Annotated in this window: 16 protein-coding genes; 6 read left to right on the top strand and 10 right to left on the bottom strand. The window is 71.1% G+C overall.

What is annotated here, in order from left to right; translation table 11 throughout:
• The first annotated feature begins 281 nt into the window (after positions 1-281).
• A complete protein-coding gene (locus tag KME78_RS02960) occupies positions 282-860 on the top strand; it encodes a dihydrofolate reductase family protein (RefSeq protein ID WP_219527132.1) in 579 nt (192 codons plus the stop codon).
• 16 nt (positions 861-876) lie between these two features.
• Here KME78_RS02960 and KME78_RS02955 read toward each other — a convergent pair whose 3' ends face one another.
• Genes KME78_RS02955 through KME78_RS02940 form a run of 4 tightly spaced genes read right to left on the bottom strand, consistent with a single transcriptional unit; the run spans position 877 to position 2,712 of the window.
• Positions 877-1,197, bottom strand: a complete 321-nt coding sequence (locus KME78_RS02955; protein WP_219527131.1) for a YbaB/EbfC family nucleoid-associated protein — start codon at positions 1,195-1,197, stop codon at positions 877-879.
• A 3-nt stretch (positions 1,198-1,200) separates the two neighbouring features.
• Complete coding sequence (locus tag KME78_RS02950) at positions 1,201-1,590, bottom strand: YbaB/EbfC family nucleoid-associated protein (protein WP_219527130.1); 390 nt, start codon at positions 1,588-1,590, stop codon at positions 1,201-1,203.
• Positions 1,587-2,429, bottom strand: coding sequence for a hypothetical protein (locus KME78_RS02945; protein WP_219527129.1), 843 nt, complete (start codon positions 2,427-2,429; stop codon positions 1,587-1,589). The genes KME78_RS02950 and KME78_RS02945 overlap by 4 nt, the downstream gene beginning before the upstream one ends.
• A 13-nt stretch (positions 2,430-2,442) precedes the next feature.
• A complete protein-coding gene (locus tag KME78_RS02940) occupies positions 2,443-2,712 on the bottom strand; it encodes a hypothetical protein (RefSeq protein WP_219527128.1) in 270 nt (89 codons plus the stop codon).
• 281 nt (positions 2,713-2,993) lie between these two features.
• On the opposite strand from KME78_RS02940, the gene KME78_RS02935 reads away from it, so the two are divergent.
• The 4 genes from KME78_RS02935 to KME78_RS02920 all read left to right on the top strand — a co-directional run bounded on the left by KME78_RS02935 (position 2,994) and on the right by KME78_RS02920 (position 8,637).
• Positions 2,994-5,879 (top strand): DUF7824 domain-containing protein, encoded by a 2,886-nt coding sequence (locus KME78_RS02935; protein WP_219527127.1) that lies wholly within the window; start codon positions 2,994-2,996, stop codon positions 5,877-5,879.
• Positions 5,880-5,930: 51 nt separating this feature from the next.
• Positions 5,931-6,845 (top strand): hypothetical protein, encoded by a 915-nt coding sequence (locus tag KME78_RS02930; RefSeq protein ID WP_219527126.1) that lies wholly within the window; start codon positions 5,931-5,933, stop codon positions 6,843-6,845.
• Between the two features lie 50 nt (positions 6,846-6,895).
• Positions 6,896-7,672: a phosphotransferase gene (locus KME78_RS02925; protein WP_219527125.1), complete on the top strand. Its 777-nt coding sequence runs from the start codon at positions 6,896-6,898 to the stop codon at positions 7,670-7,672.
• Positions 7,673-7,857: 185 nt separating this feature from the next.
• Positions 7,858-8,637: a SigB/SigF/SigG family RNA polymerase sigma factor gene (locus tag KME78_RS02920; protein ID WP_219527124.1), complete on the top strand. Its 780-nt coding sequence runs from the start codon at positions 7,858-7,860 to the stop codon at positions 8,635-8,637.
• A gap of 6 nt (positions 8,638-8,643) precedes the next feature.
• On the opposite strand, the gene KME78_RS02915 is transcribed toward KME78_RS02920, so the two are convergent.
• The 3 genes from KME78_RS02915 to KME78_RS02905 form a co-directional block, all read right to left on the bottom strand.
• Positions 8,644-11,055, bottom strand: coding sequence for a SpoIIE family protein phosphatase (locus tag KME78_RS02915; protein WP_246650134.1), 2,412 nt, complete (start codon positions 11,053-11,055; stop codon positions 8,644-8,646).
• A gap of 42 nt (positions 11,056-11,097) precedes the next feature.
• Entirely contained in the window at positions 11,098-14,808 is a 3,711-nt protein-coding gene (locus KME78_RS02910; protein ID WP_219527123.1) for a HAMP domain-containing hybrid sensor histidine kinase/response regulator, read from the bottom strand.
• 122 nt (positions 14,809-14,930) lie between these two features.
• Entirely contained in the window at positions 14,931-15,743 is an 813-nt protein-coding gene (locus KME78_RS02905; protein WP_219527122.1) for an SAM-dependent methyltransferase, read from the bottom strand.
• A 181-nt stretch (positions 15,744-15,924) separates the two neighbouring features.
• Here KME78_RS02905 and KME78_RS02900 point away from each other — a divergent pair, with 181 nt between their 5' ends.
• Complete coding sequence (locus tag KME78_RS02900; RefSeq protein ID WP_219527121.1) at positions 15,925-18,066, top strand: alpha/beta hydrolase-fold protein; 2,142 nt, start codon at positions 15,925-15,927, stop codon at positions 18,064-18,066.
• Positions 18,067-18,267: 201 nt separating this feature from the next.
• Here KME78_RS02900 and KME78_RS02895 read toward each other — a convergent pair whose 3' ends face one another.
• Genes KME78_RS02895 through KME78_RS02885 form a run of 3 tightly spaced genes read right to left on the bottom strand, consistent with a single transcriptional unit; the run spans position 18,268 to position 21,412 of the window.
• Positions 18,268-19,107 carry an SCO6745 family protein gene (locus KME78_RS02895; protein WP_219527120.1) on the bottom strand — a complete coding sequence of 280 codons (840 nt, stop codon included), beginning with the start codon at positions 19,105-19,107 and terminating at the stop codon, positions 18,268-18,270.
• Complete coding sequence (locus KME78_RS02890; RefSeq protein WP_219527119.1) at positions 19,104-19,883, bottom strand: SDR family oxidoreductase; 780 nt, start codon at positions 19,881-19,883, stop codon at positions 19,104-19,106. The genes KME78_RS02895 and KME78_RS02890 overlap by 4 nt, the downstream gene beginning before the upstream one ends.
• Positions 19,884-19,930: 47 nt before the next feature.
• A complete protein-coding gene (locus KME78_RS02885; RefSeq protein ID WP_219527118.1) occupies positions 19,931-21,412 on the bottom strand; it encodes a long-chain-fatty-acid--CoA ligase in 1,482 nt (493 codons plus the stop codon).
• Positions 21,413-21,463 lie beyond the last annotated feature (51 nt).

Raw genomic sequence — 21,463 nt, 5'->3', positions numbered from 1 at the left:
TCACCGGCCCGGACATCGTGCTTGACCCGGTCGACTCGCGAGCCCTCCCGAAGGGAGGGCTACCAGCCGCAGTATGCAACGTGACGTAGGTGCTGAATGAGCGCCCTCTTCCCGCCCGCCGTGCCGCTGACCACGCTGATCTTCGCCATCGTCTTGGCCCTGGTCAAGTCCTGGGAGCCGCATCCGGGGCGGCCGGACTCCAGGAGCCCGACGGCGATGAGTTTCGCCGCGGTTTGCAGTCTGTACCCCACAAGCGATCAACCGCACTCGAGGAGAGCATCATGACCGCTACCTACACCTTCGACGTCTTTTCCAGCCTCGACGGCTTCGGCGCCGCCAGTGGCAACTGGACCGGCTACTGGGGCAAGCAAGGCCCCGAACTCCTCGACCACCGCCTCGCCCTGTACAGCGAGGAGCAGCGGATGGTCTTCGGGGCCAACACGTATCGGGCGTTCGCGCAGATGCTGGCCTCGAGCACCGAGGAGTCCGACGTGCGAGACCCATGGGTAACACGGATGACGAGCCTGCCGGCGACGGTGGTGTCGACCACACTGGAAGGATCCCTCGACTGGCCGAACGCGAACGTCGTGAGCGGCGATGCCGTCGACGTCGTCGCCCGGCTCAAGGAGGAGTCCGAGGTGCCGTTGCGCTCGCATGGAAGCCTGTCGATGAACCGGGCGCTGATGGCCGCCGGTCTGGTCGACCGCGTCCAGGTGACGCTCTTCCCAGTGATCACCGGTCAGACCGGGCAGGACCCGATCTTCCGTGGTGCGGCCGACTTCGACCTCGAGCTGATCGAGAGCCGGACGCTCGACGGCCACACCCAAGAGCTCATCTACCGGCCCACCCTGCACGTCTGAGGTCCGGGCCGGCCGGTCATCGTTGTACGTGCCGATGCGGAGCGGGGTGCAGGTCGCCGAGCAGCGCGTCCCTGGAGGTCGCCGCGGCCTCCTCGGCTGTCGTGATCGCCGCGAGGATGGCGGCGGCCAAGCCCGTCGCGTCCAGCCGCCTCCTGCTCCGCGGGGAGATCTCCAACCGCGTGATGGTGCCGAGCGCGTCGGTGACGGCCACGATCCCGCCCTGATCGGCCTCGCCGGTGAACTCGGCGGCGCTCCACTCCTCCACCCTCGCCTCCGCCTGCTCGGCGGCGGCGATCAACGCCTCCAGCCGCGCCCGCGCATCCTCCATGCCCTCCATCGCTCACTCCCCTCGCAGCACGTTGCGGATGTGGCCATCGAGGGGGTCAGCTGTGCCCGCGGTGTCGGGCGCTCGTCCCGTCAGATCCTCGACGACCTCTGCCAGCCGTTCCCCCATCGCGAGGTGGGCCGCGGCGATCGCCGCGCAAACGGCCTGGGCGAGCTGGACGTGGTCCAGGTCGCGCAGGCCGCGCGGGTCGATGGACAACCCGCGCAGACGGCCGGTGCCGGACACCTCGGCGCGGACGACCTCGGACGGGTCGGCACCCGCCAGCCGTTCGTCCGCCAACTCGCCCAGCGCCCCGGTCAGGGTGCGCGCCCAGTCGTCCGTCTCGCGCAGCAGCCCGTCGACGTCGTCCTGCCGACCTCCGGCGAACGCCTCGACTCGCCTCACGAGGCGTCCTTCGCCATGGGAACCCAGTAGTCGTTCACCTGGGCGGGGTCCGCGATCGCCGGAGTGAGGTGGAGGTCGCGCGCCCCCAGCGCTGGGTTGCCGGAACGGTAGAAGGCGCCCCTCAGATCGTTGAGCTTGAGTTCCAGCTTGTTGAGGGCACTTTCGTAGGAGTTGTACACGTCGGCGAACTGCTTGACCAGATTCCCCGCCGCGCTCATGAACAGGCCGACCTGGGTCATCAGGGCGACCCTCCCGACCGGGTGCGCGCTCATGGCGGCGACGGTGCGCAGAATGGGGGCCGAGGTGGCGTAGAGCCCGAACACCGACAGGTCGTACTCCAGTACCTCTTTGTACTGGCCGTGCATGGCGCCGCTCATCTCGTCGGAGATCTTGCCGAGCTGGCCGTACAAGCCGTTGACGTTGAACCGGACGTACTGCTGCAGTGTGTCCCTCGCCTGGCCCTTCCAGTTGGGGGAGATGTCATCGAAGAAGGCACGCCACAGGTCGGATCGGCTGCCTTCCAGCAGCCCGGCCATGCTCTTCCACTGCTCGCGCCGATCGTAGAACAGGAACGGGTTGCCCAGGTTGAGGGTGGCCGCCACGTCCAGCGCGAGCGCGGCGACGCCGAGCCCCGAAACCGCCATCGCGGCCCTGTTGCTCTGGCGCAGCGGATTCAGCTCCGTGATCAGCCGCTTGTAGAAGCCGGGGTCGGTGCGCGTCGGGGGAGTGACCGTAACGGTCCGCTGTACGGTGCCGCCGGCGTTGGTGATGTGGAGCTGCTGGTTGGCCGCAGGGGTGTTCTGGCCTGGCACGATCAGCTTTGCCGGTTCTCCGGACATCGCGGGTTCCTCCTCACTTGACGGTGTTGGCCCGCGCGGCGGTGACGTAGTTGTCCGCGGCTTTGTAGATCTTGCCGCTGTCGGTACGCAGCACTTCGGAGAGGATGCCGGCGCTGTCCCGCCAGGTGTCGGCGATGGTGTTCAACCGGTTGACGAACATCAGCCCGACAATGGGCACTCCGGCCATGGGGATCAGATTCCAGCCCTCGAAGCGGGGCGTCGCCTGCCTGACGGTGTCCACGCCGGTGGCCGAGTCGTCCATGGTGCCGGCGAACTTTCGCACGTACCCCGCGTTGGTCTCGTAACCTGCCGTCGGGCCGTCGGGGTCCGCGAGTAGTGACGCCTGGACCGGCCGCGCGCGCAGCCGTGACGGGAGGCACGTAGGCGGTGGGCACGCGGGGGTGTGCGGGCACGGGCTCACCAGCGACGACGCAAGGTTACCGGGAGGTGGACTGGCGGTGGATAAACGTTCATCGGTCGGCACATGATCTTTTTACCATGATCGTGATAGGCGGCCGGAGCGAGGTGGAGTTTCTGTCGGTAGTGATCTCTATGGTCCCTGCCATGACGAGCTGGGACGAGATAAGCGACCTCATCAGCGCAGGTGACGCGGACAAGCTGATCGAGCGGCTGATCACCCTGGACGACGCCGGGCGCAAGCTCGTCGCGGGCGAACTGCGTGGCCACATTGCCGTACTGAGCAGGCACGCCGAGGCCAAGCAGGAGGAGCGCTGGGTGGCGGAGACCCGGCGTCGGGAGGAGGACCCGGACTACTGGCAGCACTGGCGCGAGCCCGAGCGCGAGCCGTGGCAGGACTGGGCCGACCTGTTACGCCTGGCCGGGGCCGGCACCCTCAGCGCGGTCAGCGCGGTGGCCTCCTGGGTGACCCGCCGGGACCTCGCGATGTGGCGATCGTTCACCGGCCGCACCGAGTTCGGCGATCCCGAGCCGGTCATCCGGCTCGTCGGCCACCGTCCTGCCGAGTGGCAGGCCGAGCTGGCCGTACGGCTCGGCGCCAAGGTGCGCGGTCCCGGCGACCCCGGCGCGGTCCTCGCGCTGGCGATGCTGCGGCACACCGGGGCGCCGCCGCCCGAGCACGACCCGCTGGTCGTGGCCTGGGCGGTCGCCGGGACCGCGGCTCAGCACGAGCCGCTGGAAGGGGCAGGGACGGCCGCCGTGAGCGTGGTCGAGTCCGACCCGCTGCTTCCCGCGCTGCTGCCCCGGCTCTTCGAGGCCGAAGGAGTCGGCCGGGCGTTGCAGTACGAGAAGGCCGATCCGATCTCGCCGTGGTTCAGCGCCATCCGCGCGGCGGGCGAGCGGGAAGCGCTGCTCGACGGCTGCGTCCGCCGCTTCCTGCGCGGTGGCACCGCACAGGACCTGCGCTTCTTCGCCCGCCTCCACGAACTCCTCGCACCCACCGAGGCCGAGATCGACGCGCGCCGCCGCGACTACCTGCGCCTGCTGCCCGCCGCACCGGGGCCGGTCGCCGAGCTGTCCCTGCGTCACCTGCGGCGGCTCGACGCGCACGATCCCGCCGACGTGGCCGAGGCGCTGGAAGGGCTGCTGTTCCGGGCTGAGGCCAAGCTCGTACGCCCTGGTCTGACCTGGTTCGACCAGACGGTACGCCATGCGCCGGATCGAGCGGACGAACTGGCCGCCGCCCTGGTCACCGCCTTCAACCACGAGGCGTACGAGATCCAGGGCCGGGCCGCCCAGCTCGCCCTCAAGCACGCCACCCGCTTCGGCCCGCTCGGCGCCGAGCAGATCAGGGACGCCATCCCGGCGCTGCCGCCCGCGCTGGGTGCCCAGCTGGTCGCGGTGTACGGCGGGCAGGCCGCCGTCGAGGAGCCCGGACCCGTCTTCACCCCGCCGCCGCTTCCCGAGCCGGTCGCGGTCCCGGCGTTCCCGGCCGTTCCGGAAAGCCCGGCGGAGATGGAGACTCTCGGCTGGACCTCCTGGCGATGGCTGGACGGCGAGCGCTGGCTGGGCGGCTTCGTCCGGCTTGCCGCACGTGACCGGGACGGGTTGAGATCGGCGCTCGAAGTGCCGTACGGCAGCAGCTATCCACAGTTGTTCGAGATGCGGCACTGGCTGCAGGACGACCACTGGCGTGCCGCGATCGCCCGGGAGCTGATCGCGCCGGGGGCTGACCCGGGGGTTCCGGCCGAGCGGCCCGGTCGGCGTGGCGGGCCGGCGTCCGGGAATGGAGTCGCCGTCCGCGCCCCCCTGATGGTCTCGCTCAGGGCGCTCACGGACGATGCCGAGACACAGGCGCAGGCGGGCGGCTTCTCGCTGGCCTACCTGCCCGTTGAGCTCCGAGAGGAGCCGGTTTCCGAGGCGCCGCGGGATCGGCTCCCCGACCCGCGGGAGGTCTCGGGGTTGGACATGTTCGTGCTGCGTCGATTCGCGGAGGTGCTCGCCGCGCTCAAGGACGGCACCCTGCCGCCGGTGCTGCTGGCCACGCCCACCCTCGCCAACGGCATGCTCGATCCCGACGTCCTGGTCTCCCGGTTGGCGGAGTGTGAGGCGGCGCGGGCCGTACCCCTTCCTACCGACCTGCGACAGGCGCTGTTGCGGCTGCCGCGCGGCGCCCATCCGGAGGCGGCGTCCCGGGCGGCGCGGCTGACCTCCGAGGCGGGCCGGACCGTGGCGCGGCGGCTGGCCGACGGCGGCCTGCCCGATCCGGAGGTCAGGGTGCGGTGGAGCTATAGCAAGGACTTCGACTCCTACTTCCTCGACGAGCGTCGGCCTGGCGGGACCGGCCAGGTCTGGCTGACCCCGCGGCTGCGGGCCGAGCCGACCGGGCTGGACCTGATCGACGAATTCAGCACATCATCGGCCGGGACCATGAACGATCATGGCCACTGCATGGGCTGGTGGCCGTCGGTCCTGCCCTCGCACCGGGAGGTCGTGGCGGTCAATCTGGTGCCACGCCTGCACCAACAGTGGGCTCGGGAAAGTACGTACCCTGTCCACCCCGCCATGCTGGCCGCGGCCGACGGCCCCGCCGGTGTGGCCACCGCGCTGGCGCTGGCGTACTTCCTGGCGCAGAAGGACGCGAACGGCGGCGCGTCGGTCCTGGTGACGATGGCGGCCCGTGGCGCCTTGCCGGCCGCCGAGCTGGGGGCGCATCTCGGGGTGCTCATCCGGTGGACGTGGCTGAAGCAGCAGCACATCATGAACGCACTCGAGGCCGCCGCCGACCGCGGTGCCCATCGTGAGGTGTGGGAGGTGCTGCGGACCCTGCTGCCCGCCCTCCTGCCGGACGCCGAAGGCGGGGAGAAGCCTCACGCGGGACTGGCCAAGGTGGTCGAACTCGTTGTGACGGTGGCTCAGCGGGCCGCAGCGAGGGGAGCGATCCCCGAGGTCGAGGCCGTCGTCGGGCAGGGTGGCGGCAGCAGGTTCCGTACGGAGTGCCGCCGGCTGCACGCCTACCTGATCCGCCCTTGATCGAACCGATCGGCGACGCCGAGACGTCTCAGCATTGTGAGACTTCGTCATGTGGCCGGCATCGCCGCGATCGCGATCTGCGCGGCGGCCGTGCTCATCATCTCCCGAACGACGAGCGGGTCGGTGACCGTGCCGACGGCGTGTCCGCAGCAGTGGGGTGGAGGAGGCAAGGCCGGCGGCTGGGTGCCCGCCGCCGCGGAGGTCGACGGGGTCGATGAGCGGCTCGTGCCCGGCCGGCCCGTCGCGGCGATGATCTGCGCGTACCCCGGGGACAACACGCACCCGGGAGGCGAGCGGCTGGCCGGATCGCGGACCCTGACCGGCGACGCCGGGGCCATGGTTCGCGACCTCGGCTACCTTCCGCTCACCACGGACGATCGCAAGGTCATCTGCTCGCTCGTGGGCGGGTCGATGACGAACTACCTCGTCCGGTTCACCTACCCCGACGGCGGGACGCTCTGGGTGGGCAGCGCCGAGGAGCCCAACGGCTGCGTGCGGACCACCAACGGCACGGTCATCACCCGCTCGTACGTCGGCCCGAGCCTGACCGCCGCCTACCGCACCGGAGCGTGGAGACTCCAGCACCCCGACGACCCCTGCCGGGGCGCCGCGGACCGCCGGGGGCAGAACGAGCGGATGGTCCCCGACGAGCCCGTCTCGGTCCTCGTGTGCGGTGAGGCCACCTCGGCGAGCGCACGCCCTCCGAGGCTGGAGTCCGACGCCCGGACGGCCAAGGCCCTGGCGGAGACGCTGAACTCCCTCGCCACCCGGCCGAGCGAGAACGGCTGCGAGCCGATCGCCGGGGCGGCGGACAAGAGGCTCCGGCTCGTGTTCGGCTACGCCGACGGGCCGCCCGCGGGTGTCCGCATCTGGACAAGCTGTGACCCTTCCGTCGACAACACCCTGCTCCAGGCATCAATCAATGACTCTCTACGCGACCAGTTGACCAGGCTCGCCCCCGGCTAGGTAGGAAAACCAGATGCGGCCGGTCGCGGGCCGGGAGTAGAAACGGCGTCATGGACGAGCAGCCCCTGCCGGGTGGCAGGCATGTCGGCGGCGTGCGCATCGGTGACACCGTCCACCGGCCCGCCAATCCGTGGACGCGCACCGTGCACACCGTGCTGGCTCATCTGGAAGCGGCCGGGTTCGAGGGGGCGCCGCGGGTGCTCGGGTTCGACGAGCAGGGGCGCGAGGTGCTGACCTTCCTGCACGGCGACACGATCGGGGAGCAGGTTCCCTGGCCCGCGTGGGCGTGGTCGGACAGCGCGCTCAAGCAGGTCGGGGCCTGGATGCGGCGGCTGCACGACGCGACGGCGACGTACGTGCCCGAGCCCGGCGCGGTCTGGTTCATCGGGCGGCCGTGGCAGCCGGGGCTCGTCATCGGGCACCACGACGCCTCCCCTTACAACGCGGTGTGGCAGGGCGACGACCTGGTCGGGTTCGTCGACTGGGACACCGCCGGGCCGTCGTCGCGGGAGCGCGACCTGGCCTACTGCGCGTTGACCTGGGTTCCGCTGCACGCTCGGCGCGTGGTCACGGAGCAGGGGTTCACGGCGTTCGACGATCGGTCCCGGCGGCTGCACCTGCTGCTCGACGCCTACGGCTATGAGGGCGACCGGACAAAGTTCGGCCCCGAGGTCGTCGACCGGGCGCGGGTGAACGCCCAGGTCATCCGGCGGCTCGCCGAGGGCGGTGAGCCGGTGCACCAGGCATTGCTGCCGTTCGCCGCGAACCTCGAACAGGCCGTGGTCGAGATCGAGGCATTGCCGGAGAGCTTCTGGGTACGCGCCTGACGGACCACACCCAGGAAGGCGTGACCCTTTCGTGATCTAGCTCCGGGTGATATTGTCGTAAAGCGGGTAATGTTAGATGTGAAGTCCAGCAGAGGGCTTCGTCTCGTTTTATCGAGGCGTGTCTCTGTCTGGGCTTTTCTTGGTTCTGGACGGGACCGCCTGCAGTAGATATATGAGGAGCAGGAATGACCGTCCAGCAGGCCCAGGCACTCGTGCTCAGCGAGATGACCCCCGAACAACTTCTGGTCGAGATGGTCAAGCCGGAGACCTCCGAGCTCGACAAGGTACGGATCCGCGAGCGGCTCGTGGCGATGCACGAGTGGCTGGCGAACGACATCACCCGCCGCTACCGCTACCGCGGCGAGCCCGTCGAAGACCTGCGCCAAGCCGCCTACGTCGGGCTCATGAAGGCCATCAACGGCTTCGACGCCGCCCTCGGCCACGACTTCCGCGGCTACGCGGTCGTCACCATGACCGGCGAGGTCAAGCGCCACTTCAGAGACCGTACCTGGGCCATCCGGGTGCCGCGCGTCTACCAGGAGCGCCGCTCCGAGCTCAACAAGCTCGTCTCGGACCTCAGCCAGACCCTCGGCCGCTCGCCGACGGTCGCCGAGCTGGCCGAGAAGATGAAGATCTCCCAGGAGGACGTGCTGCTCACGATGGACGCCTCGGCGGCCTACAGCACGCTGTCGCTCGACGCCCCGACGGGTGTCGACGACGACTCCGCGAGCCTCGGTGACGTCATCCCCGAGCGCGACGAATCGCTGGACTCCCTGGTCGACAAGCACGCCGTCAAGCCGCTCATCGACGCGCTGCCCGTACGGGAGAAGAAGATCCTGCTGCTGCGTTTCTACGGCAACATGACGCAGGCCGAGATCGCCGCCGAGTTCGGGATCTCGCAGATGCACGTCTCGCGCATCCTGCGCAAGGTGCTCGACGACCTGCGCAAGGGCCTGTCGGACTGAACGGCGTCACCGCAACTCGACACCGATGAGGCAGGTGTCGTCGTCGGTGTCCGAGTTGCAGTGCGTGAGCAGGTATTCAAGCCGCTGGTCGAGCGTCGGAGCGGGATGCCCGGCGATGTCGAGCAGGTGGTTCTGGGCGTGCTGGAGCGCCCGGTCCCGGCGCTCGATGAGCCCGTCCGTGTACATCAGCAGGGTGTCGTCCGCTTCGAGCTGCAGCCGCCCTTCCTCGTACGACGCCTCGGACACCGCGCCGAGCAGCAGCCCCGCGACCATCGGCAGCTCCGACGCGTTCGTCCCCCGGACCAGGAGGGGCGGCAGGTGCCCCGCGCGGGCCCAGCGCAGGACCCGGGTGCGCGGGTCGTACAGGCCGCAGATCGCGGTGGCGGTCACGCTGTCGGTCAGGTGGTGGGCGACGAGGTTGAGCCAGGTCAGCAGCTGGGCGGGCCCGGCGCCGGTGGCGGCCAGGCCGCGCAGGGCGTTGCGCAGCACGACCATGCCGGTGGCCGCCTCGATGCCATGCCCGGCCACGTCGCCCACGGACAGCAGCACCTGCTTGGACGGCAGCACGACGGCGTCGTACCAGTCGCCGCCGACCAGGTGGTCCTTCTCGGCCGGGCGGTAGCGGACGGCGATCCGCAGGCCGAAGGCGTCGGTCGTCTCGCGCGTCGGCGGCATGATGGCCCGCTGGAGCTGCAGGGCCAGGCGGTTGCGTTCGGCGGTCTGCTGCTCGCTGTGCGCGAGCTGGTCGCGGGTCGCGGCGAGCGCGACCTCGGTCCAGTGCTGGGAGGAAATGTCCTGATAAGCGCCGCGGACGGCCAGCAGCCGGTCGTCGGTCCCGAAAACCGGCTCCGCCACCACGCGGATGTGCCGGGCGATCCCGTCGGCCCGCTGCAGCCGGAACGCCGTGGCAGCCGACCGCCGATGGTGCAGCACGGTACGCAGGAACCGGCCGATGCCGGCCTCGTCGTCGGGATGGGCGTGCTCGCGCAGCCGTTCCAGGGGGATCGGCTGGTCGGCGGGGGACACGCCGTACAGGGCGAAGAGCTGGTCGTTCCAGGTGACCTGGCCGGTGAGCGCGTTCTCCTCGAAGCCGCCGATGCGGCCCAGGCGCTGGGCGTGCTGCAGGATGCCGGCCAGCCGTGACCCCTCGTCGTGCGCGCGCCAGATCAGCAGCACGCTGTCGCCGTGGCGGGTGAGGCTGACGGCGGCCTCGGTGGTCAGCCGCACCTCGTCGACCAGGGTGGTGAGCGTCATGCGCTCGGTGCGGAACGGCTCGCCGGTCGCGTGTACGTGCTCGACGTTGGCGAACAGCCCGCCGCGTTCGGCCGCCAGCGGGTACGCCTCCAGCAGCAGGCCCCCGTCGACCTGGTGGCGCGGCCGCCCGGCCGGGTCGGTGAACCGCTCGTTGGTGTGCACGATGCGGAAGTCGGTCAGCCGGCCACCGGAGTCGAGATGCGGGCAGAGCACCAGGGCGGGATCGGGCAGCGCGTCGGCCAGATTGACGAGCTCGGAGAAGGCCGGGTTGGACGGCACGCGTCCGGGCGGGTCGCACGGCGCGGGTTCGGACGCCTCCAGGGTGTGCGCGCACAGGTCCGCCAGTGCCTCGATCTGCCGCTCGATCTGCGGCGGCTGCGGCGCCAGGTCGTGCGGCCAGCCGATCTCCAGGACACCCAGGATGCGCCCGCCCGTGCCCGCGGGCACCGCCACTCGCCCGCCTTCCGCCTGCCGGTGGCCGATGGTGGGCAGGCCGACCTCGCGCAGCGCCGGGAACCAGACGGTGTGGCGCTCCATCAGAGCCTGGCGAGCCGGAGTGACCACGCCGGGAGGGACGTAACGCCACCGCATGGCCTCCTCGGCGCTGAGCCCCGCGTAGCCGGCGAGGGTGAGCGAGGCGTCGGGGCCGGCGGCCCACACGGCGACCGTCGTCGCGCCGAGCGGCACCAGCGCGTGCTCCAGCAGCGATTCGGCGACCGCCTGCGTGTCCGTCGCGTCGAGCACACCGCTCTCGGCCGCGCGCAGCCGTACGGAGACGGAGTGGCGACGCCCGTCGTGGCCCGATCGCGCCGAGCGCAGGAACTCGCGAGCTGTCTCGCTGATGCGGTCCTGCGCGGCCTGGTCGATGATGTCGGAGGCCAGCTCCAGCTGCGACAGCCCGGACTGCTCCGCGAGCGTGGCGAGCTGGCGGGCCGCCTGGGCGGGGCCGCAGCGCAGCCGCTCTACCAGGATGCCCTTGGCCAGCTCGATCAGGGCGCGCCCCTCGGCGGCCAGGTGGGCGTCCTGGATCTGCCTGCGCATCCGCTCGATCGTGGCGGCCAGCCGACCGACGTTCGCGTCACCGGCCGGCGCCTCCGCACTGGCATCAGCCGCCGTGGCATCGCCTTCTGGCAGGGCGGTGCCGGGCTGCTGTGATGGGTGCAACGTGCGACTCCTCGGGGTGGACGAGGTGGAGGGGGGACCGCGCTAGGAGTTCATCCAGCGCTGGATCACCTCGATGAGATGGTCGGAGTCGACCGGCTTGGTGACGTAGTCACTCGCTCCCGCCGCGAGTGATTTCTCCTGGTCACCCGGCATGGCCTTGGCCGTGACCGCGATGATGGGCAGGCTGACGTACTGGGGCATGGCCCGGATCGCCTCCGTGGCGGCGTAGCCGTCCATCTCCGGCATCATCACGTCCATCAGGATGAGGTCGGTCTCCGGGTGGGCGACCAGCGTGTCGATGCCCTTGCGGCCGTTGTCCGCGTGCAGCACGTGCATGCCGTGGATCTCCAGCATGCTGGTGAGCGCGAACAGGTTCCTGGCGTCGTCGTCGACCACCAGCACCGTACGCCCCGCCAGCGTGTCGTCGACCTCGCGCCCGGCGGGCGCGCCCAGCTCGCCGGGCCGGACCAGGGGGAGCACGTCGCCCGGCTGGTCGGCGGTCAGGTGCAGCGCGATGCGCTCGCGCAGCTCGTCGAGGCTGGACAGCAGCTCCAGCGGCCGGTGGCCGGCGCGGTCCTGAAGGGTCGCCTCCTGCTGCGGGTTCGTGCGCCAGTTGTTGTAGGCCAGGACCGGCACCTGCTGGAGCGCGGGATCGCCGTCCATGGCCTCCAGCAGCCCGTACGCGGCCCTGTGGGGCATGTCCATGTCGAGGACGATGCAGTGGCACGGCTCGGCGGCGAGCGTGGCGGCGGCCTCCTCCGCGCCGGCGGCGGTGACCACCTCGATGCTCCCCTTGAGGTTGGCCAGGTCGCGGGTGTCGGCCAGGTCGGCCACCACGCTCTCCGCGACCAGGGACAGCAGCCCGCGCTGCCGCTGCTCGATGACCAGGAGCCGCCGCTGCTGCGGGGCCACGATCGTGGGCGGCATGAGCTGCATGGGGGCGGACGGGTGCGGCAGGGACCTGGCGGGCGGACGATCCTCGAAGTCGGGGCGCGCGACCGGCAGGTAGAAGGTGAAGACGCTGCCCTGCCCTGGGATGCTCTGCGCGGTGATGGCGCCGCCGAGCAGGTAGGCGATCTCACGGCTGATCGACAGGCCCAGCCCGGTGCCGCCGTACTTGCGGCTGGTGGTGCCGTCGGCCTGCTGGAACGCGCCGAAGATCACTTCCAGTTGCTGCTCGGGGATGCCGATGCCGGTGTCGATGACCCGCAGGGCGACGGCCGGGCCGTGCGGGCGCGCGGGCACGGGCAGCTCGGCCGGATTGGCCGGTTCGATCCGCAGCTCGACGCTGCCCGTCTCGGTGAACTTGACCGCGTTGGACAGCAGGTTGCGCAGCACCTGGCGGAGCCGCGAGTCGTCGGTGAGCAGCTCGGACGGCACGCCCGGAGCGGTGGTGATGACGAACTCCAGGCTCTTCTGCGTGGTCATCGGCCGGAAGGTGGCCTCGACGTAGTCGAGCAGCTGGCGCAGCGACACCCGTTCGGGGTTGATGTCCATCTTGCCGGCCTCGACCTTGGACAGGTCGAGGATGTCGTTGATCAGCTGCAGCAGGTCGGAGCCGGCCGAATGGATGATGCCCGCGTACTCGACCTGCTTGGCCGTGAGGTTGCGGGTGTGGTTCTGGGCGAGCAGCTGGGCCAGGATGAGCAGGGAGTTGAGCGGGGTGCGCAGCTCGTGGCTCATGTTGGCCAGGAACTCACTCTTGTACTTGGAGGCCAGCGAGAGCTGCTGGGCACGGTCCTCCAGCTCCTGCCTGGCCTGCTCGATCTCGAGGTTCTTGGTCTCGATGTCGCGGTTCTGGGTGGCCAGCAGCGTCGCCTTCTCCTCCAGCTCCGCGTTGGAGCGCTGGAGCTCCTCCTGCTGGCTCTGCAGCTCCGCCGAGCGGGTCTGCAGCTCGACGGTGAGCCGCTGCGACTCCACGAGCAGCTCGTCGGTGCGGGCGTTGGCGACGATGGTGTTGAGGTTGACGCCGATGGTCTCCATCAGCTGGTCGAGAAACGCGCGGTGCACCGGCGTGAAGACGTAGACCGAGGCCAGCTCGATGACGCCGAGCACCTGCTCCTCGGCCACGATCGGCAGCACGACCACCGAGACCGGGGCCGTCCGGCCGAGCCCGGAGGAGACGGTGATGTAGTCGCCCGGGATCTCGGTCATGGCGATGGTCTTGTGGGTGCGCGCCGCCTGGCCGACCAGCGACTCGCCGATGCGGAACCGGGTCGGCCGCTCGGGGTCGGCGGCGAAGCCGTACGCGCTGATGAGCCGCAGCTCGTTCTCCTCCGCCGAGAAGAACGCGCCGTACTGGGCCGCGACCAGCGGCGCCAGCTCGTCCATCACCAGGGCGGCGACGGTGGCCAGGTCGCGATGCCCCTGCATCAGCCCGGACACGCGGGCCAGGTTGGTCTTGAGCCAGTCCTGTTCCTCGTTGGCCCTGGTGGTCTCGCGCAGCGACTCCACCATCGAGTTGATGTTGTCCTTCAGGTCGGCGAGCTCCCCTTCCGCGTCCACGGTGATGGAGCGGGTCAGGTCGCCCGAGGTGACCGCGCTGGTCACCGCCGCGATGGCGCGGACCTGGCGGGTGAGGTTGCCGGCCAGCTCGTTGACGTTCTCCGTCAGCCGCTTCCAGGTGCCGGAGACGCCTTCGACCTCGGCCTGGCCGCCCAGCCGGCCTTCGCTGCCGACCTCGCGGGCGACCCTGGTGACCTCCGCGGCGAAGGAGGAGAGCTGGTCGACCATCGTGTTGATGGTGGTCTTCAGCTCCAGGATCTCGCCGCGGGCGTCGACGTCGATCTTGCGGGTCAGGTCGCCCCTGGCCACGGCTGTGGTGACCTGGGCGATGCTGCGTACCTGGTTGGTCAGGTTATCGGCCATCGAGTTGACGTTGTCGGTCAGGTCCCGCCAGGTGCCCGCCACGCCCTTGACGTCGGCCTGTCCGCCCAGGTTGCCCTCGGTGCCGACCTCGCGGGCGACTCTGGTGACCTCGTCGGCGAAGGAGGAGAGCTGGTCGACCATCGTGTTGAGGGTGTTCTTGAGCTCGAGGATCTCACCGCGCGCCGAGACGGTGATCTTCTGCGACAGGTCGCCGCGGGCCACCGCCGTCGCCACCTGCGAGATGTTGCGTACCTGGGCGGTGAGGTTGCCCGCCATGAAGTTCACCGAGTCGGTCAGGTCCCGCCAGGTGCCCGCCACGCCCTTGACGTCGGCCTGTCCGCCCAGCTCACCCTCGGTGCCGACCTCGCGGGCGACTCTGGTGACCTCGTCGGCGAAGGAGGAGAGCTGGTCGACCATCGTGTTGACGGTGTTCTTGAGCTCCAGGATCTCGCCGCGGGCGGCCACGGTGATCTTCTGTGACAGGTCGCCCCTGGCCACGGCCGTGGTGACCTGGGCGATGCTGCGTACCTGGTCGGTGAGGTTGCCGGCCATGGCGTTGACGGACTCCGTGAGGTCCTTCCAGGTGCCGGATACGGCCGGCACCTCGGCCTGGCCGCCGAGCCGGCCCTCAGTGCCGACCTCGCGGGAGACCCGGGTCACCTCGGACGTGAACAGCGAGAGCTGGTCGACCATGCCGTTGAAGACGGAGGCGATCTCCCCGAGCAGTCCGTCGGCGTCGTTCGGCAGCCGGGTGCCGAAGTCGCCGTCACGGACCGCGGTCAGCCCGGCCAGCAGTTGGCGGAGCTCCGGTTCGCCGACTTCGCCGACGTCGCGGGTCCGATTACCCCGCTCGGACGAACGTGAGGCCCCCGTTGTGTCACTCATGTTCACCCTGGCTCCGATCTTGGATCGTCAAAGCTTCACCAGGGAGGATAGTCAAGCGCCTATGGCGATCGGGCCAACTGTCGGGTTGCGGTCAAGCCATAGTGTGGAAAGGGGATAGAAGGTCAGGATTTGCGACCGACGGCGCCGTACTGCGACACCTCCTGGCCGGCGTACTGGGTGGTCGGTTCGGGGCGCCACTTCGGCAGCGACACCATGCCCGGCTCGACCAGGTCCATCCCCTTGTAGAACCCCATGAGCTGTTCGGGGGTGCGGATCGTGATGGGCGTGGCGCCGCTGTCGTTCCAGATGGCCGCGGCGCGGTCCATGTCCGGGGTGCTCACGCTGGAGGCGACGGTCAGGTGGCTGCCCGAGGGGAGCGCCTCCATCAGCTCGGCGACGACCGCGTACGCCTGCTCGTCGTCGGGCACGAACTCCAGCACACCCAGCAGCATGAGCCCGACCGGCCGGGTGAAGTCCAGCGACTCTGCCGCCTGCCGCAGGATCGTCGCGGGGTCGCGCAGGTCGGCGTCGATGTACATGGTCGAGCCCTCGGGGGTGCCGCGCAGCAGGGCGCGGGCGTGGGCGAGGACGATCGGGTCGTTGTCGACGTACACGATGCGCGCGTCGGGCGCGGCGGCCTGGGCCACCTCGTGGGTGTTGTCGGCCGACGGGATGCCGGTGCCGATGTCGAGGAACTGGCGCACGTCCGCCTCGACGACCAGGTGCCGCACCACGCGGGCCAGGAACTCCCGCTCGGCGCGGGCGATGACGGCCAGCTCCGGCATGACCTTGAGGATCTGGTCGCCCGTCTCGCGGTCGGCGGCGTAGTTGTCCTTGCCGCCCAGCCAGTAGTCGTAGACGCGGGCCGGATGGGCCACCGAGGTGTCTATGCGGCGGAGCTGTTCCATCACGTCGTCGTTCGCGTCCTCGCTCATCAGGCGCCCCCGGATCGTCGTAGTAGAGGAAAGTTCTTGTCGGATCAGAGCCTAAAGCCCGTCGGGGGCGCCGAATGTAAGAATCGTGACTTGTGATCGTTTGTCGTGATACTTGACACCGATCAAGGGGCGCCAGGACACTCTCCTGCACCACTGGTAAACGTTTACGGAGAGTCGGCCGATGCCCTTACCTCGATGGAGCGGCGTCGGTGCGCTCGTGTCCCTCGCCCTCGTCGCGCTGCTGGCCGTACCGGGAGAGGCCCGCGTGCACGCGGACCGGACCGGGACGATCACCGCGGCGTCCGCACCTTCGGCGGCGCTGGGGGAGAGCATCGCCTACAACCTCTACCTGCCTTACGGGTACGCCAAGGGCGCCGATCGCTATCCGGTGCTGTACCTGCTGCACGGCCGGGGCGACACCATGCAGGCGTGGACCCGCGTCAAGGACACGCTCGACGCGATGATCAGGACCCGCCGGATCCCGCCGCTCATCGCCGTCATGCCCGACGCGCCGTGGAGCGAGCGCGGGAGCTGGTACGTGGACTCCCGCTACACCGGCTCCGACCTGCCCGGCCGGCCGGTCGAGACCGCGCTGACCCGCGACCTGGTCGCCCACGTGGACGCGACATACCGTACGGCCGCCATCCGCCAGGCCCGCATGGTCGGCGGCTACAGCATGGGCGGCTCGGGCGCGCTGCGCTTCGCGCTGGCCCACCAGGACCTGTTCGGCAGCGCCATCGTGCTCAGCCCGGCCGTCTACACGCCGCTGCCGCCGTCCGACTCCTCCACCCGCGACTACGGCGCGTATGGCCAGGACGGCGCGAAGTTCACCGACGCCGTCTACCAGGAGCTGAACTACCCCGCCCTGCTCCCCAAGCTGGACCAGGACCTGCCCGTACGGCTGTTCGTGGCCGTCGGCGACGACGAGTACGCCAACCCCGCCCCGGCCGACGCCCACCACGACCTCGACTTCGAGTCCGCCGCCCTCTACAACGCGGCCCGGCGCTCGCCCGCGATCTCGGCGCAGCTCCGCGTCCTGGACGGCGGCCACGACTGGACCGTCTGGGCGCCCGCGTTCGAGCAGGCGATGGCCGAGCTGGGCCCGGCGCTGAGCGTCACGCCGCCGGCCGGGCTGCCCGCCCCGCTGTACGGCACGCCCGCCCAGGACTGGGCCGGTGGCGTCGCGGCCCACGCCGACGGCTCGCTGACCACCGGGTTCGCGGCGAGCGGGCCCGTCGGCGGCCAGCCGTGCGCGGGCCGCCTGGACGCGGTGCTGGTCCGCGGCGGGGCGGACGGCTGGACCAGGCAGCTCGGCACCGCCGCCGACGAGCGGCTGTACGGCGTCGCGGCGCTGCCCGACGGCGGCGTGCTCGCGGCCGGTTACACCAAGGGCGACCTGGACGGCCACCACGCGGGCAACGCCACGGACGACGCGTTCGTGGTCCGGCTGGACGCGAAGGGCGAGGTGCGCTGGCTCACCCAGTTCGGCGCGCCCGGGGTGGCCGACCGCCTCTACGGCTTGTCCGTCGCCCCTGACGGCGGCGCCTATGTGGCCGGGTACACCAAGGGCGCGCTCGACGGCGCCAACAGCGGGGACAAGGACGCGCTGGTCGCCCGCCTGTCCGCCGACGGCGCGGTCTCGTGGGTCCGCCAGTACGGCGGGGTGGGGGAGGACAAGGCCTACGGCGTTGCCTCTTCCGGGACGAACCTCTACGTGGCGGGCAGCGCGACCGCGGCCCTGCCGGGGACGACCGCGCTCGGCGGACTCGACGGCTGGCTCGCCGGCTATGACCTGAACGGCACCCGGCAGTGGGCCACCTCGGTAGGCGGCACCGGTGACGACCGGCTGAACGCGGTGGCCGTCACTACGGCGGGCCTCGCGGTCGCCACCGGACGCGTCGGCGGTGACCTGGTCGCGGCGGCGTACACGGGCGCGGGCAAGCAGCGCTGGCGGACCACCGTCGCCACCCCGGCCGCCGACGAGGGCGCCGCGGTGGCGCCCCTGCCCGGCGGCGCGGTCTCACTGGCCGGCTACACCCGTGGCCGGGTGGGCGTGATGGCGGGCGCGGCCGACGTCCTGACGGTCCGGCTCGACGGCAAGGGCGGACAGCAGACCGCCGCCCAGCTCGGCACCGCCCGCGACGACGGCGTCGACCCGTTCTCCGAGGTCAACCTGTACGCCGCCGCCACCCCGTCGGGCCAGGTGGCCATCTCCGGCCTGACCTACGGCACCCCGACCGGCGGCGCGGCGCCGGGCAACGGCGACGTCTTCACCACCACGATCGACCCGGCCACGGGCCTGCCCACCACTGCCAAAGGCTGACTCTCCGACGCGGGCCTCTTCGAGCCCTGCTCAGGAGGCCCAGCGCGCCAAGGCGGTCCGCATGTGCAGGGCGCGCCTCTTCAAGTGGCGCGCGTTTGGAGGGGCGCGCTTTGAAGGCGCACCTCTCCAAAACGGCGCGCACCCAGAGAGGCGCGCGCCGACGAAGGCCAGCCCGATGTGAGGAGGCCCGCGTCGACGAGGTCAGGCCGGTGTGAGGAGGCCCGCGTCGACGATGGCCCGGCCGAAGGGGCGGGCCAGCTCGGCGAGGCGTTCGCAGCCCTCCTCGCCCAGCGCCGAGTAGGCGGGCAGGGCCAGCGCGTCGGTGCGGGCCTCGATGTGCTGGCGCAGTGTCTTGCCCTCGGCGCTGAGCGTGTGGCCGTCGAGGAGCCCGCGTTCGCGCAGGCGCTCCCCGGCGGCTGCCCACTCCGGCTCCGGCCAGGCCCGGCTCAGCTTGAGGAAGTCCACCGGGACCTCCCCGCTGGCGGCGTGCAGCACGAGCGCGTCCAGCGGCCCGATGCCCTCGGTGACCAGCGTGCTGATGTGCCCGTCGCCGCGGAACTCGCGCAGCAGCGTCTGCGCGTGCCACAGCTGGAGCAGCGGGTCGTCCGGCCAGGCCAGCGCGGCGTGCGCGGCGAACAGCGGGCGGCCCTGGGGGTGCTCGCAGGCGGCCTCGGCGGCGCGGCGGGCCAGCGCGAGGACCGTGTCCAGCTCGGGCAGCTCGTGGATGCCCGCCCGGCGCAGCGCCTCATCGGCTGCCTCGTATCGCGCGGCCAGCACCTGTTCGGGCGTCGCCAGGTCCCAGGCGGCGGGCAGCGCCTTCCGTACGAGGTCGGGGTGGAAGTTGTAGAAGGTCGCGATGACGAGTTCGGCGGAGGCGCGGCCGAGCGCCGCCCCGCGCGAGGCGAAGTAACCTGAGCGGCCGTTCAGCCCCAGCGCGGCGTAGCGCTTCCGGCCCTCGGGGACGAAGTAGATCATTCCGTGCACCGGCTCCAGCCGCCGCCAAGCCTGTCGTGCCGCCTTCATGTCAGCGTCCCCCTTCATGACAGTGAGTCCACGAATCGCGCCATCCCGGCCAGCCACCGGTCGGGATCGTCGGCCTTCCGGCGGGCGAAGTCGGCCACCTCGGGGTGCGGGAAGATGTGGAACCGCTCCGCCGCCAGCCCCTCGACCACCGTGCCGGCCACGTCGGCCGGGTCGAGTATCGCCCCGGACGCGCCGACCGCGCGCGCAGTCAGGTGGTCCTCCGCGACGCCGCGCTCCAGCATGGCCGTCCGTACGCCCTGCGGGCACAGCACGCTGACCTTGACGCCCTTGGGCGCGTAGTGGATCGAGACCCACTCGGCGAAGGAGATGGCCGCCGCCTTGGTCACCGCGTAGGGCGCGTCGCCGGGGCAGCTGATCAGGCCGGCCGCCGAGCAGGTGTTGAGCAGGTAGCCGCTGCCCCGCGAGACCATGAGAGGCACGACCGCGCGCGCGGCGTACACGTGCGCCCGCACGTTGACCGCCCACAGGCTGCTCCACTCCTGGTCGGTGGCGTCCAGCCCGTGCCCGGCGATGACGCCCGCGTTGGAGCAGAACAAATCCACCGGCCCGAACGGCGTCTCGGCCAGCGCGGCCACCTCGGCCTCCACCGACACGTCGGTCCGCACCGCCACGGCCCGGTCGCCGATCTCCTTGGCCACCTCGGCGGCGCCCGCCTCGTCGAGGTCGGCGACGACCACTCCGGCCGCCCCCTCCGCGGCGAACCTGAGCGCCATGGCGCGGCCGATCCCACTCGCCGCGCCCGTGACGACGACGACTTTGTCCCGCACCCGCATGAAGCCACCTTCCTAGCCGACCAGCCGGTATCTAGAACGTAGTTCTACTACCGGTGGCGCGTCAACGTGCCGATGGCGCGTTTGAGGATCTTGCCGGTGGGGCTCATGGGCAACTCGTCGGCGAACGAGACGTGCCGCGGGTACTTGTAGGCGGCCACCCGTTCCTTGACGAAGGCCTGCAACTCGTCGGCCTCGACCGGCGTGCGCAACGTCACCACGGCCGCGATCTCCTCCCCGAGCTCCGGGTGCGGAACCCCGATGACCGCGGCCTGCCGGACGGCGGGATGCTCGTACAGGACCTCCTCCACCTCGCGCGGGTACACCGTGTAGCCACCGCGGATGATCACGTCGCGGCGGCGGTCGACCAGGAAGAAGAACCCGTCGTCGTCGACCCGGCCGAGGTCGCCGGTGTGGAACCAGCCGTCGCGGATCGCCTCCGCCGTGGCGGCCGGGTTGTTCCAGTAGCCCTTCATCACGTTGGGGCCCCGGATGACGATCTCGCCGATGTGGCCGGTCGGCACGTCGCCGTCGTCCTCGTCGACCACCTTCATCTCGACGTCCTTGATCGGCCGGCCGATCGACCCGGGCCTGGTGCCGTTGCGCCCGCGGTTGGACGAGGCGACGGGCGAGGTCTCGCTGAGCCCGTACCCCTCCATGATCGAGCAGCCGAACCGCGTCTGAAAGGCCCGCAGCACGTCGAGCGGGAGCGCCGCCCCGCCGGAGACCAGGATGCGCAGCAGCGACAAGTCGGAGGCGCCCGGATGGTCGAGCAGCGCGATGTACATGGTCGGCACGCCCTGGAAGACCGTGACGCCGTCCCGCCGGATGACCTCCAGCGCCCGCCCCGCCTCGAACCGCCGCAGCAGCGTGAGTCGCGCGCCGGCCTGGACGGTGGCGTTGAGCGAGCAGGTCTGCCCGAACGCGTGGTAGAGCGGCAGCGCCCCGAGCACGACGTCGTCCACCCCGAGCGCGTGCATGCGGGCGACGGCCGCGGCGTTGCCGCCGAGGTTGCCGTGGGTCAGCTCGATGCCCTTGGCCCGGCCGGTCGTGCCGGAGGTGTAATGGATGACCGCCGTCTCGCCGTCCGCGCGCGGGGTGACGTCGAGGTCGGCCGCCAGGCGGCGCAGCAGCCGCTGGAACTCGCCGGGGACGACGAAGAAGCAGTCGGTCAGGGTGCCCGCGGTGCCCGCCTCGGCGGTCTCGGCGAAGGCGTGCCAGGCGATCAGCAGGCGGGGTCCGCAGTCACCGACGTACGCGGCGATCTCCCGCCTGCGCAGCAGCGGATCGAGCGGGACGACCACCGCCCCGATCCGCAGCACCCCGTAGTAGACGACGGCGAACTCGGGGACGTTCGGCAGCATGACCGCGACCCGGTCGCCCACGCCGATCCCACGCCGCCGCAGCAGCGCGGCGACGCGGGCGCTCATCAGATCGAGCGCGCCGTAGGTGAGCGCCTCGTCGTCGAGCGTGACAACCGTCCTCCCGCCGAGCCGATCGGCGGCGGTGTGGAGCCGGTCAGCGAGGTTCATGAAATCGACGGTACGTCGGCGCTCCTACGTCGCTCATCGGTTGCGGTGGCC

This window comes from Nonomuraea guangzhouensis, assembly GCF_019396345.1.
GTDB lineage: Bacteria > Actinomycetota > Actinomycetes > Streptosporangiales > Streptosporangiaceae > Nonomuraea > Nonomuraea guangzhouensis.
Note: the sequence above shows the minus strand (reverse complement) of the source record. Positions and strands in the feature narration are given on the sequence as shown.

Excerpts from the sequence above, each read along its gene's own strand:
- KME78_RS02960 (WP_219527132.1), top strand. The coding sequence starts at position 282 with ATGACCGCTACCTACACCTTCGACGTCTTTTCCAGCCTCGACGGCTTC.
- KME78_RS02955 (WP_219527131.1), bottom strand. The coding sequence starts at position 1,197 with ATGGAGGGCATGGAGGATGCGCGGGCGCGGCTGGAGGCGTTGATCGCC.
- KME78_RS02945 (WP_219527129.1), bottom strand. The coding sequence starts at position 2,429 with ATGTCCGGAGAACCGGCAAAGCTGATCGTGCCAGGCCAGAACACCCCT.
- KME78_RS02935 (WP_219527127.1), top strand. The coding sequence starts at position 2,994 with ATGACGAGCTGGGACGAGATAAGCGACCTCATCAGCGCAGGTGACGCG.
- KME78_RS02925 (WP_219527125.1), top strand. The coding sequence starts at position 6,896 with ATGGACGAGCAGCCCCTGCCGGGTGGCAGGCATGTCGGCGGCGTGCGC.
- KME78_RS02920 (WP_219527124.1), top strand. The coding sequence starts at position 7,858 with ATGACCGTCCAGCAGGCCCAGGCACTCGTGCTCAGCGAGATGACCCCC.
- KME78_RS02910 (WP_219527123.1), bottom strand. The coding sequence starts at position 14,808 with ATGAGTGACACAACGGGGGCCTCACGTTCGTCCGAGCGGGGTAATCGG.
- KME78_RS02905 (WP_219527122.1), bottom strand. The coding sequence starts at position 15,743 with ATGAGCGAGGACGCGAACGACGACGTGATGGAACAGCTCCGCCGCATA.
- KME78_RS02900 (WP_219527121.1), top strand. The coding sequence starts at position 15,925 with ATGCCCTTACCTCGATGGAGCGGCGTCGGTGCGCTCGTGTCCCTCGCC.
- KME78_RS02895 (WP_219527120.1), bottom strand. The coding sequence starts at position 19,107 with ATGAAGGGGGACGCTGACATGAAGGCGGCACGACAGGCTTGGCGGCGG.
- KME78_RS02890 (WP_219527119.1), bottom strand. The coding sequence starts at position 19,883 with ATGCGGGTGCGGGACAAAGTCGTCGTCGTCACGGGCGCGGCGAGTGGG.
- KME78_RS02885 (WP_219527118.1), bottom strand. The coding sequence starts at position 21,412 with ATGAACCTCGCTGACCGGCTCCACACCGCCGCCGATCGGCTCGGCGGG.